The organism is Limnobaculum zhutongyuii, from assembly GCF_004295645.1.
Classification (GTDB): Bacteria; Pseudomonadota; Gammaproteobacteria; order Enterobacterales; family Enterobacteriaceae; genus Limnobaculum; species Limnobaculum zhutongyuii.
Genome location: NZ_CP034752.1, coordinates 2,233,949 through 2,246,224, shown reverse-complemented (window position 1 = coordinate 2,246,224; position 12,276 = coordinate 2,233,949). Strand labels below are relative to the sequence as shown.

Below are 12,276 nucleotides of genomic sequence, written 5' to 3'. Positions count from 1 at the left end.
AAAATGTCCTGATTCAGAAGCCAGTTATTTAATGACCCGAGGCCCTGGCATTTCGCAACGGCGGTACCGTACTTAAATCTTCCAGTTCAAGCAGCTGTTCCGGTGATACCGCCGGATAGTCCTGCACATCGCCTTCCAGACTATATGGAGTAGGGATTGGCACCATGGGACCAAGGAAACGAGGTTCCCGCTTCAGAATATAGAGATCGGTCAGAGCGCCAAGTCTGGCTACCACTTCACGCGCCCGTACCATAAACATATTTTTAGGTGAAGGAACCGCATAACACTGGGCCTTAATACCGCTATGCAAAGCGATAAACAAAGCACGCTCACAGTGAAAGCGTTGAGTGATGATGGTGAATTCGTTGGCACCAAATACTTTACGTGTGCGGATAATCGAGTCCAGCGTTCGGAAGCCGGCATAGTCGAGTACGATATCAGAGGCTGGAACACCCGCCTGGATAAAATCCTTACGCATGGTAATAGGCTCGTTATAGTTTAGCTGAGCATTATCACCACTGAGTAACAGATAGCTGATTTTATTGCTGTTATACAGATTAACGGCGCCCTGAATGCGAAACTTATAGTACTGATTGATAACGCCAGTACGTACATATTTGGAGGTGCCCAATACTACGCCAACGTGACTTGCGGGTAACTCTTCAATGTTTTCGTACACATAAGGGGCAGTTCGCCAACTAATCCAGCGATCGAGCAGCAGAGCGGTGCATAGCATTAACGCCAGCAACACTAACAGGCTATATATCAATCGTTTCAATATCATAGTTGGTTCATAGTTGGTCATTTTAAAATGAACGGCAGCTCTCAAGGCTACTTTACGGCAAGACCGAAAACAAGATGGCTTAAACTAAAAAATTGCTAAGCAATGAGTAAATTATTCGTAATGGGTGAGCAAAACAGCATTCTTTCAACACTGTTTCAGATTCTGATAGTTCATAATTTATACCTAAAAATAGTCAATCGGAGGGAGAGGCTGCCGTTGGGGTCGTAGCAGCTTTAGCTGCCGGACAAACAGGCAAAGCCTGTTTGAACAGCGCTCGCGCTGGCCCGAAGGGTGAAACACCGTAAGGTGTTTCATAACTGCCCCTAGGCTGACTAGGCCCGACGCACTCTATAGTCGAGTACTGATGGTTTACCGACCGTACTCGGAGTAGATATAAGTACATTATATTTACGGTCGGAATATCCTCAGTAGCTAATTTATTAAGTCAGACAGCGCCTCAATAAATAACGGCTCTGAATCGAGCCGTTATTAAAACAACAATAATATCAGAACGAAGTTCGCTTATACCGACGATACTGCGGATCCCAGAAGTTATTATCGATTTCTTGCTGCAAGGCTTCATCAGAAGTCACAACCGCAACGGATTCCAGCTGTGCCATTTTAGCTACTTTCAGCGCGATATAGCGGGAAACTTGCTGAATGTCATCTACTTCTGGTAACAGAGCACCTTCGCCATGTTTAGCCAGCGGAGAGCAGTCAGCCAGTGCGCGACTGGCGGCCATCAACATACCGTCAGTAACTCTACTGGCTTTAGCTGCAAGCACACCAAGACCGATTCCCGGGAAGATATAAGAGTTATTACACTGGGCAATGGGGAACACTTTCTCTTTATACATCACCGGAGCAAACGGACTACCGGTGGCAACTAATGCTGCACCGTCGGTCCAGTTGATAATATCTTCAGGGCGGCCTTCAACCCGCGAAGTAGGGTTAGACAGCGGCAGAACAATCGGTCGGGCACAGTGTTTGTGCATTTCACGAATGATCTCTTCGGTAAACAGACCTGCCTGACCCGATACACCAATCATTACCGTTGGTTTTGCATTACGTACCACTTCCAACAGTGAGATAGCTTCATTTTCGGTATGCCAGTGGTTGAGTAACTCATGTTTTTGTACCAGCTTAGATTGGAACTCAAGCAGGTTTGGCATCTTATCGGTCAATAAACCAAAGCGGTCAACCATAAACACCCGTTCCCGGGCTTCCGTTTCGCTTAAGCCCTCGGCGATCATTTGGGCAATAATCTGTTCGGCGATACCACAACCGGCAGAACCGGCGCCCAGGAATACCACCGTTTGATCTTTCATCTGGCTACCGGCAGCGCGGCTGGCGGCAATTAAACTGCCCAGCGTCACGGCAGCTGTACCCTGAATATCATCGTTAAAGCAGCAAAGCTCATTACGATAACGGTTAAGCAGTGGCGTAGCGGTCTGCTGTGCGAAGTCTTCAAACTGCAGCAGAACGTTTGGCCAGCGGCGTTTTACCGCACAAATAAAGGCATCAACAAATTCAAAATATTCATCACCGGTAATGCGCGGATGACGCCAACCCATATACAGCGGATCGTTCAGGCACTGTTGGTTATTAGTACCCACATCCAGCACCACCGGAAGGGTATAGGCCGGGCTGATACCGCCACAGGCACAGTAAAGAGAAAGTTTACCGATAGGAATCCCCATACCGCCGATGCCCTGATCCCCAAGGCCCAGAATACGTTCACCGTCGGTTACCACAATCACCTTAACGTTTTGTTTGGTGGCGTTTTGTAGCATGTCATCAATATTGTCTTTATTCGGATAGGAGATGAACAGGCCACGGTGGCGACGATAAATATCAGAGAAGTGCTCACACGCCTCGCCAACGGTCGGGGTGTAAATCACCGGCATCATTTCGCTCATGTGATTTTCAATCAGGCGATAGAACAGGGTTTCGTTAGTATCCTGAATATTACGCAAGTAGATATGCTTATCGATATCCGTTTTGAATCCTAAAAATTGTTTATAGGCGCGCTCGGCTTGCTCTTCGATGGTTTCAATTGCTTCAGGCAACAGGCCGTGGAGATTAAAGTTACTGCGTTCTTCCTCAGTGAAAGCGCTACCTTTATTCAGCAGTGGAGTTTCAAGCAGGGCAGGACCAGCATAGGGAATATATAACGGACGTTTACTTTCGTGTTCCAGTTCCATGAAATTGGCTCTTTTAGATCAGGTAAAAGGATAGTCGGGCAACTGCGACCCGTAATCGTCCGCCGATTTTAGGAAACTCAACACAAATGTACAACCAATGTTACTAATATATAGATATTTTGTTGATTATTGAGATCCAAACGACATTAATCATGAGTTGGCGATTTCGGGTCTTAGGCCGTTAGTCTACCTGAAAAATTTCCTTTTGTTCGTCCTAAGCTGTGAAAAAATGTAAATAAAAGAGGGAAATAGCAATTCCCGTTGTTTCTATTGTTTTTAGTAATTTAGGAAAATATTTAGCGGATAAGTGTGATTATCTGAGGAAGGAAAAAGGGTATGGAAAAGAAATCTAATTTCAGGCCATACCCCTAATTTATGGTTTATCAATCAGGCAAACAGTTTTACTAACACGGGAAAGACAAAAGGCGCTGCCAGAGAAGTAATAATACCGCAGATCACCAGGGCTAAAGAGCTATAGGCACCTTCCTGATAATCTTCTTCAGCGCAACGTGCAGTTCCAAGGGCATGAGCGGTTGAGCCAATCGCTAATCCTCTGGCGGACGGTGTTTTTATTTTCAGCATATTGAGTATCGGATGACCAAACACTGCGCCAAATATTCCCACAAACATGACACAAATAGCGCTGATGGCTGGAATACCGTGAATAGATTCGGCAGTCGCCATCGCAATGGGTGTCGTGACCGATTTGGGCAATACCGAAGCGGCGATTTCCGGAGAAGCACCAAGCAATAAGGCGGCAGCGGTACCGGTAATCATGGCGACCAGGCTACCCACCAGACAGATAGTAATGATTGATTTCCAGCGTGCTCGTATCTGATGCAACTGCTCATACAGTGGGAAAGCCAGAGCTACCACGGCAGGCTGTAACAGATCGTTGAGCAGTGAACTGCCGGCAAAATAGCTGTCGTAGCTGGTATGGGTAAGCAACAAAACAGGAATGATAATAAACAGCGAAATCAACAGTGGATTAAGCAACGGCTGTTTTAACTTAATCGCCAGTTGACGGGCACCATAAAACGCCACCAAAGTCAGAGGAATAGCCCACCACATTATGATGATTCCTTATCAGACTTCATTCGTCTGATGCCGTGCATATAGTGGGAGGAGTAGCCAACCACCAGCATAGTGATTAGGCTGCTGATCAGACAGGAAATCACTAAAGGACCAAACTGACTGACAAGCTGAGGATAGTATTTGATCACCCCAACGCTGATAGGTACAAACAGCAGGGCCATATGGCGAATAAACAAATAACAGCCCGGTTTTACCCAGCTAGAGGGTAATATTTGAGTGGAGAGCAGGGTAAAAAGTAACAGCATGCCAATAATGCTACCCGGAATTTTCAGGGGAAGCAGGGTAGAGATGGCGTTGCCCGCTAACAGACAAAGATAAATCAGAACAAAGGCTCGGAGGTATTGCCAGCAGAGTCTCAGGAACGGCAGCATAAAAAGTCCCTCTGCATTAGAATTGGATTTATCATACAATTAAATTTCATTAATGTGCTATCGATCACACAATAAATGTAATGAAAGATCGTTTCAAATCATTTCTGTAAAGCATCAAATTGATCGTTTCCGTTATCAGTATAAAACAAAACATTAATCGGTAATTAATCACTGAGTTAGATCATTTAATTGATTGTTTATTAAATGGTTTTTTAAGCCTTTCTCTGTGGGTGAAAAATATTTATTTTGCACTATTGGCAAGGGGGTTGTTGTGGTGCAAAATGCACCCAATAGTGAATAACCGGCGTAAAATGACGTCGGTTATTTTTTTGCATCCGACCAGAGAAAAATGGTTATAAATCTTAAAGATAATAGATTTATAGGGCTTATTCCGAGGTTAATAAATATTCACGTATACCGCTTAATTTTGGTAACTTATTGAATAAGGAATAAAAATGAAAAATTCCCTTCTCAAACCACCTCTCTGCGTCGGTGATCAATACCGCCGCAGTGACTATGGCGCACGGCAAATCCAACGCCTTACTAACCGATGTTATACCCCTCTAAATTTTAGCCGCTCGCTATGTTATTCCCCTGCGGCCTCTCTGCTTTGTGTGTTATCGAGTAAAAAAGTTGAGAGCATGGGGGAATACGGCTATGTCTATTAGTCTTTCTGCAACCTCTATACCTGTCGCTAACCGCGTTCAACTCAAACGTTCACTAAAACTGTGGCAAATCGTCGTTATCGGTTTGGCGTATCTGACGCCAATGACCGTATTCGACTCGTTTGTGATCGTTTCCGGTAAGACAGAAGGCCATGTTCCCAGCGCTTATATTCTGGCATTAGTTGCCGTACTGTTTACGGCTATTAGCTATGGCAAATTAGTGCGTCAGTTTCCGGAAGCGGGATCGGCATATACTTATTCGCAAAAGGCGATAAATCCTCATGTGGGCTTTATGGTGGGTTGGTTATCATTGATGGACTATATGTTCCTGCCAATGATTAACACACTGCTGGCAAAAATCTATTTGTCGGCACTGTTCCCTGAAGTCGCGTCATGGATATGGGTTGTTGGCTTTGTCTTCATTATGACGGTGATTAACCTGCGTAGCGTTAACTGGGTGGCAAACCTGAATATGATTCTGGTGTTTTTCCAGATCGCTATTCTGGTGGCGTTTGTCTATCTGGTTTGGGAAGGTTTGCATCTTGGTGATGCAGGCAGAGCCCAGGTTGATATCACCAGACCGTTCTTCTCCAGCGAAGCGCAAGTTGTGCCGATTATTGCCGGTGCAACGGTACTTTGCTTCTCGTTTTTGGGCTTTGACGCGGTCAGTACCTTATCTGAAGAGACGCCGGACCCTAAACGCGTGATCCCTAAAGCCATCTTCCTGACGGCGCTGTATGGCGGCATCATTTTTGTCACGGTTTCTTTCTTTATTCAGCTCTACTTTCCGGATTTAACCATACTGAACGATCCGGATAACGCCACGCCAGAAATCGCGCTGTACGTTGGCGGGAAGATGTTCCAGTTCATTCTGCTGTGCTGCACGGTAGTCGGGGCGCTGGCATCAGGTCTGGCTTCTCATGCCAGTATTGCCCGCCTGTTATATGTAATGGGACGTGACAACGTGCTGCCGGAAAAAGTGTTTGGTTATGTACATCCTAAATGGAAAACGCCGGTAACCAATATTTTACTGGTTGGCGTAGTGGCTCTGGCCGCACTGTTCCTCGATCTGGAAAGTGCCATTTCACTGATTAACTTTGGTGCTCTGGTTGCTTTTAGCTTTGTTAATATCTCGGTTATCTGGTTCTTCTTTGTGCGCCAGAAGCGCAATAAAAGCGCTAAAGATATTTTCAGCTTCCTGATCCTTCCGCTGATTGGCGCAATCATGATTGTCATTCTGTGGCTGAATCTGGAAGAAGACTCACTGCGTCTTGGTTTGATTTGGGGCGGGCTGGGCTTGTTGTATCTGGTTTATATTACCCGTGGATTCCGTCGCCCGGTCCCGACGCTGGGAGCTAATCGGGGTGTTACACCTGCGTTATTGCCTGATAATGGCGATAATACGGTAACTGAAGTTAAATAATCTAACGGGATTATCTGAGAGGGCGTCAAATGTATGACGCCCTTTTTAGTTTTTACTTTATTTCAGTTAAATAATATCTTCTTTTGGCTGACCATTTTGAACAACAGAAGTATGATGCCGTCTTTGTAGAATCCATCCCTTCAGTAACCCCGACATACAAAACAGCAACCCAATCCAAATCAGGGTAAAGCTAACGCCTTTCACTTTATCGAAAGCCTCATTGAACAAGAAAATCGCCAGTAAGAACTGAATAGTGGGTTCAATATATTGGGATAATCCAATCACGGTTAAGGTGGTGCGTTTAATTGCGGCAGCGAAAAATAGCAAAGGCAGCAGGGTAACTGGAGCTGTCAGCGCATAGTAAATCCGGGTTGTGGTATCGGCATTGGTTAATGCACTTTCGCCGCTGGTCGATAACCAAATGGTTAAACCAATGGCTACGGGAAACAGCCACAGCGTTTCAACGGTAAGGGCGGTGATAATGTCAAAACGAATGAACTTACGAATCAGGCCGTACAGCGCAAAAGCACTCCCCATAATCAATGCTAACACCGGTAATTGGCAGTATTGCCAGAGTTGATAACTGACACCGGCAAAAGCAAACAGTACCGCCAGTTTTTGGCTGAGGCTAAGGCGCTCATGCAAAAAAATCATGCCCAGCAAAATAGAGAATAGTGGATTAATAAAGTAGCCAAGACTGGCGGCTAAAACCTGATCGTGAGTCATAGCGTAAGTAAAGGTACACCAGGAAATAGCCATAATGCTGGTACCCAGCAGACAAAACAGCAAGGAGCGCTTATCCTGCCAGATTTCTCGCCAGCGGGTGCGCTGTTTTATCAAAGGACGAACTAACAAGAGCAGAGGAAGAGACCATAAAATCCGTTGAGCCAGCATTTCAATGGGTTCGGCACCAGGTAACAGGCGATAAAACAGCGGGGTAATGCCCCACAGTATAAAAGAGAAGATTGCCAGCGCGGCTCCGGACCTGACCATCATACTACTGATGTCCTGCTTTAAACGGGTGTTGAAGTTATGATACACCGGTGCAAAACAGAGATATAGCAGACTAAATCAACAAAAACGCCATATATCAGAGAGTTCTGCTATATGGCGTAAAACGATCGAAAATATTAGCCAACCAACTGTTCAGCGTAGCGAAACAGTGCTTTAAGCTGGGAGAGTTTATCTGCATTATCGCCGTGTAATTGAGCCAGTTGCTCGATTTTAGCCACGTACTTCTCCAGACGTTCCGGACTTAACATCTCCTGACGATGTGCCAGCCAGCGGCGTTGTTCAGCATCATCCAGGGTTTTAGGATAGTTACGGGCGCGGTAGCGGAACAACAGGGTTTCCAGCCGGTTATCATTAAAGGCCAGCGTTAATGCCGGCAGGTTTTCCGGTTTAGTTTTCTGAATGATGCCAATAGCCGCACGATCCGCATCGCTGAAGAAGCCGTCATATAATCGACCATCCACATCAGTTGGTGGCGTAAACGGTGTAGCTTCGCTATAGATAGCAACAACTTTTTCGCGCAGGTCCGGGCTCTGACGTAGTAATTGAAGATTGGCCAGACAGCGTTGACGATCGATACCCAAACGGTCGGCATTTTCCGGCAGTAGCGTTTTAGCAGGGGCTAACACTGGGCACTTATTGGTATGTACCAGTTTTAACGGAACCGGCAACTCTCCCTCACCAAGGTCATCACGACGGGTGTAGAGTCGTGCACGTAAAGTATCAGCATCCAGCTCCAGCAGTGGGGTCATATCACCCGCTAAATCGCAGACAATCACCGCATTATTGTTATCCGGATGCCAGGCCAGTGGTGCAATCCAACTGGTATTTCCCCGCAGTGCGCCAAACATACCGGATACGTGAACCAGCGGGGTTATTTCGGCAATATCAATCAGGTTAGCCACTTTGCGCTTATTTCTTAACTGGTACAGATAATCAAACAGTTTAGGCTGGGCCTGTTTCACTAGCTTCGCCATAGCAATAGTGGCGTAAACATCGGACATTGCATCATGAGCGTGAGTATGTTCCACACCGTTGGCTTTGGTGAGGTGTTCCAGCTTAAAGCTGGGTAAGCCATCATCATTCAATGGCCATTGAATACCATCAGGTCGCAGGGCATAACAGGCTCGCATAACATCCAGCAGATCCCAACGAGAATTGCCATTTTGCCAGCTATAAGCGTAAGGGTCGTGGAAGTTACGGTAAAAAATATTCCGGCTCACTTCATCATCAAAGCGAATATTGTTGTAACCCAAAATGCAGGTATTCGGGACGCTAAAACTATCGTGAATTTGACGGGCAAATTCCGCTTCAACCATGCCCTTGCTGATAGCTTCCTGAGGAGTAATACCGGTGATCATCACGGCATCAGGATCAGGAAGGTAGTCATTGGCGGGCTTACAGTAAATAACTAATGGTTCAGCGATAATATTGAAATCACTATCAGTACGAACGCCGGCAAACTGAGCGGGGCGATCGTAGGATGGACTAATACCGAAAGTTTCATAATCATGAACGTAAAAAGTTGGCTGTTCTGCTGGGTTTTTCATCTTACGAATAGTCTTTAGTTGTCTGTCGGTTATCTGATTTCTGGTTGGTAAGGATAACATCAAAAGCCGAATCAATCGGTAGAATTTATCCATGGTGATTTAATGTCGCGGGAAAGCTTAAGCTTATTGAAGATATAGCTATTCTATTAATGGATAATGATTGTGATTGATATAATTACTCAACCAAATTAAATGATATAACTAAGTATATAATTTCTTTTAATCCCATCATCATGGTTGGTGCATTTTATGTCTGAAACTGCGCATTCATTTTATCAGACTAAACGCCGGATTTATCTGCTGTGCTTTAGTATTAAAACCCCAATGGGAAAGGTTGTCTCTCTGTTTTGGGGAGGAATAGCATTACTTATCGTATTGACTGAATTTATGCGGATGGGGGGATTAGGGTTTAATTTTAATCATCCGACGTTTTACCATCAGATGGATATCATCTTTGTTCTGTTGTTTTCCTTTGAATATCTTATGCGACTTTGGGTTACTCCTAAGTTTATCAAGTATCCAACCTCTGTCATGGGGCTGATTGATTTAATAACCACGCTCAGTCTTTATTTGATTTTATTATTTCCTGAGCTGGTTGCGCATTATGAGAATTTAATGAGATTGGGGCGTATTCTCTGTATTTTGCGCCTGTTTAAACTATTGGGCGTAATGGATGATGTGGCATTTTTTCATCGCTGTATTTTAAAAGCCAGAAGCAAGCTATTACTGTTTTTATTCTGCATTGTTATTGTAGCAATGATGAGCGGCGGTATTATGTTTGTAATAGAAGGCCCACAAAATGGATTTACTAATCTGGGATCTTCAATCTACTGGGCGGTAGTGACACTGGCTACCGTTGGATATGGGGATATTACGCCTCACACCACGCCAGGTCGTATTATTGCTTCCATGTTGATTATATTAGGTTATTTGTCACTGGCGATACCTACCAGTATTCTTTCGGCCTATGTGATGGCAGAAAGAGAACGTAAAATATCTTTTCGCTGTCCGATATGTAAACACGTAGGGCATGAACGTGATGCCCGGTACTGTAAACACTGTGGTGGCAAACTGAGTAGTAACGGTTGATGTGAAGAAAAGCCCTTTAGATGAACTAAAGGGCTGTTGATACATTAAATTAATAAATCGAGCGATACAGTGCTTTAATCTCTTCTACGTTGGTATCCCGTGGGTTGCCACCGGTACATACATCGTCAAAGGCGGCCTGAGCCAGCGCATCGATATCACTCTCTTTCATACCAACATCACGAAGTTTGGCTGGAATACCAACGTCTTTGCTTAGTTGCTTTACCGCATTAATAGCGGCTTCACGTACTTCGGCCAGCGCCATATCCGCTGCGCCTTTAACACCCATAGCAATGGCGATAGCACGGAATTTATCACCGGTGAAATCGGCGTTGTAAGCCATGATATGAGGCAGCAAAATAGCGTTGGCCACACCATGAGGCGTGTCGTAAAAAGCGCCTAATGGATGCGCCATGCCATGAACCAGACCTAAACCAACGTTAGAGAATCCCATACCGGCAATGTATTGACCTAACGCCATATCTTCAACGCCAACAGGGTCGCCTTTTACCGAAGAGCGCAGAGAGCGGGCAATAATCTCAATGGCTTTTAGATGCATCATATCTGTCAGTTCCTAGGCACCTTTGGTGGTATAACCTTCGATGGCGTGGGTCAGGGCGTCAATACCGGTTGCGGCTTTTAGTGAGGCAGGCATGCTGGCCATCATTTCGGAGTCAATAATAGCAATAACCGGAATATCATGTGGGTCAACGCAGACAAACTTACGGCGTTTCTCTTCGTCGGTAATGACATAGTTAATGGTAACTTCAGCTGCGGTACCGGCGGTGGTAGGAATGGCAATCATGGGAACGCAGGCGTTTTTAGTGGGCGCTACGCCTTCCAGACTTCTTACGTCAGCGTATTCAGGGTTGTTAATGATAATGCCAATCGCTTTACAGGTATCCTGTGGTGAGCCACCACCAACGGCAATCAGATAATCGGCTCCAGACTGTTTAAACTTCGCTACCCCTTTTTGCACTACGGCAATGGTTGGGTTTGGGATAACTTCATCAAACATCTCGTAAGGCAGTTTGGCTTCATCCAGTAGTTTGCTCACTTTAGTGGCCACACCGAACTTAATCAGGTCTTTATCGGTTACCAGCAGCGCCTTTTTGAATCCGCGCTTTTTCACTTCATCCACAATATGGGAAATGGCTCCGGCACCAAAATAGGAGGTTTCATTGAGGATCATTCTATTTGCCATGTTATAGCTCCATAAGATTGTTATATTTAAAAGCGATTAAAAATGAATCAATTCCTGAAGTTATCTAAATTGGCAGTTCAGGCTGTTTTCCAGCCGGCTGAACCGAACTCCATGTCTATGAACTTAGAGTAATTAACTTTCCTGTCAGAAAATTGATATAGGTTAGGAAAGGGGGGGGAACAGTTGTTTTTAGTTATTATTTTTAGAAAAAAAGAATAAACTTTGATCTCAGACCATAAAACAAGATATCTGACTCTAGCCCAATGGAAGGGTTGGCAATAAGGTGACTATTCGGTATGTTTTATCCGTTTTCTAATTTCAACTATCAGGATATTTATTTTCTCACATCATGAAAGTTACCCGATTACACAGTACTAATGACGTGCTTTTTCCAACCTTTGAACGCCTTTATCGCATCTCTTTCCCCGAATTTGAGCAGCGTACCTTTGAGCATCAGGCAAAGGGATTAATGGCAGAAAACTATTTCCTTCACTGTTATGAGGAGAACTCGCTGTTTGTTGGCTTCGTGGCATATTGGGAGTTTGCTGACTATGTGTATATTGAGCACTATGCCATTAGTGACAAGGTGCGCGGGCAGGGCTATGGAACCCGTTTGCTGGGGGAGTTGATTGCTTCGACGAATAAAACGGTGATTCTGGAAATCGATCCGGTAGTGGATGAGATCTCTCAAAAACGGCTGCGTTTTTATCGTGCATTAGGGTTTGTGGAAAATGATTTCCCTCATGTTCACCCGCCTTATCAGGGGAAGTTTCATGGGCATCAGCTGAAAGTGTTAAGCAGCGGACGAAAGATTACGGAAGCGGAATATCAGCAATTTAATCAGGATTTGAAATTGATAGTGATGGAGAAGTAATAAATGAAA

At 44.9% G+C, this 12,276-nt stretch carries 9 protein-coding genes and 1 pseudogene; 3 read left to right on the top strand and 7 right to left on the bottom strand.

Annotated elements, in window-relative coordinates; genetic code table 11:
* Positions 1-28 precede the first annotated feature (28 nt).
* From sanA to EKN56_RS09900, 4 genes are all read right to left on the bottom strand, one after another.
* A complete protein-coding gene (gene sanA / locus EKN56_RS09915) occupies positions 29-781 on the bottom strand; it encodes an outer membrane permeability protein SanA (RefSeq protein WP_130593660.1) in 753 nt (250 codons plus the stop codon).
* A 509-nt stretch (positions 782-1,290) separates the two neighbouring features.
* Positions 1,291-2,988 carry an NAD-dependent malic enzyme gene (locus EKN56_RS09910; RefSeq protein WP_130591632.1) on the bottom strand — a complete coding sequence of 566 codons (1,698 nt, stop codon included), beginning with the start codon at positions 2,986-2,988 and terminating at the stop codon, positions 1,291-1,293.
* Positions 2,989-3,375: 387 nt separating this feature from the next.
* Entirely contained in the window at positions 3,376-4,059 is a 684-nt protein-coding gene (locus EKN56_RS09905) for a CidB/LrgB family autolysis modulator (protein ID WP_130591631.1), read from the bottom strand.
* A complete protein-coding gene (locus EKN56_RS09900) occupies positions 4,059-4,454 on the bottom strand; it encodes a CidA/LrgA family protein (RefSeq protein ID WP_130591630.1) in 396 nt (131 codons plus the stop codon). The genes EKN56_RS09905 and EKN56_RS09900 overlap by 1 nt, the downstream gene beginning before the upstream one ends.
* Positions 4,455-5,111: 657 nt before the next feature.
* Here EKN56_RS09900 and EKN56_RS09895 point away from each other — a divergent pair.
* Positions 5,112-6,542: an APC family permease gene (locus EKN56_RS09895; protein ID WP_130591629.1), complete on the top strand. Its 1,431-nt coding sequence runs from the start codon at positions 5,112-5,114 to the stop codon at positions 6,540-6,542.
* A 66-nt stretch (positions 6,543-6,608) separates the two neighbouring features.
* Here EKN56_RS09895 and rarD read toward each other — a convergent pair whose 3' ends face one another.
* Both rarD and sbcB read right to left on the bottom strand, forming a co-directional pair.
* A complete protein-coding gene (gene rarD, locus EKN56_RS09890; protein ID WP_130591628.1) occupies positions 6,609-7,538 on the bottom strand; it encodes an EamA family transporter RarD in 930 nt (309 codons plus the stop codon).
* Positions 7,539-7,672: 134 nt separating this feature from the next.
* Positions 7,673-9,103 carry an exodeoxyribonuclease I gene (gene sbcB, locus EKN56_RS09885; RefSeq protein WP_130591627.1) on the bottom strand — a complete coding sequence of 477 codons (1,431 nt, stop codon included), beginning with the start codon at positions 9,101-9,103 and terminating at the stop codon, positions 7,673-7,675.
* Positions 9,104-9,352: 249 nt separating this feature from the next.
* On the opposite strand from sbcB, the gene EKN56_RS09880 reads away from it, so the two are divergent.
* Positions 9,353-10,192, top strand: coding sequence for an ion transporter (locus EKN56_RS09880; protein WP_130591626.1), 840 nt, complete (start codon positions 9,353-9,355; stop codon positions 10,190-10,192).
* 49 nt (positions 10,193-10,241) lie between these two features.
* Here EKN56_RS09880 and fucO read toward each other — a convergent pair.
* Positions 10,242-11,393 (bottom strand): annotated as a pseudogene (gene fucO, locus EKN56_RS09875) (lactaldehyde reductase).
* Between the two features lie 382 nt (positions 11,394-11,775).
* Between fucO and EKN56_RS09870 the strand changes: the two are divergent.
* The gene (locus tag EKN56_RS09870) at positions 11,776-12,267 is read left to right on the top strand and encodes a GNAT family N-acetyltransferase (protein ID WP_210405344.1); all 492 of its coding nucleotides are present in this window, start codon (positions 11,776-11,778) and stop codon (positions 12,265-12,267) included.
* Positions 12,268-12,276 lie beyond the last annotated feature (9 nt).

Bases quoted from the DNA above. Each gene is read 5' to 3' on its own strand.
- EKN56_RS09895 (WP_130591629.1), top strand. From the start codon at position 5,112: ATGTCTATTAGTCTTTCTGCAACCTCTATACCTGTCGCTAACCGCGTT.
- EKN56_RS09905 (WP_130591631.1), bottom strand. From the start codon at position 4,059: ATGTGGTGGGCTATTCCTCTGACTTTGGTGGCGTTTTATGGTGCCCGT.
- rarD (WP_130591628.1), bottom strand. From the start codon at position 7,538: ATGATGGTCAGGTCCGGAGCCGCGCTGGCAATCTTCTCTTTTATACTG.
- EKN56_RS09880 (WP_130591626.1), top strand. From the start codon at position 9,353: ATGTCTGAAACTGCGCATTCATTTTATCAGACTAAACGCCGGATTTAT.
- EKN56_RS09900 (WP_130591630.1), bottom strand. From the start codon at position 4,454: ATGCTGCCGTTCCTGAGACTCTGCTGGCAATACCTCCGAGCCTTTGTT.
- EKN56_RS09910 (WP_130591632.1), bottom strand. From the start codon at position 2,988: ATGGAACTGGAACACGAAAGTAAACGTCCGTTATATATTCCCTATGCT.
- sbcB (WP_130591627.1), bottom strand. From the start codon at position 9,103: ATGAAAAACCCAGCAGAACAGCCAACTTTTTACGTTCATGATTATGAA.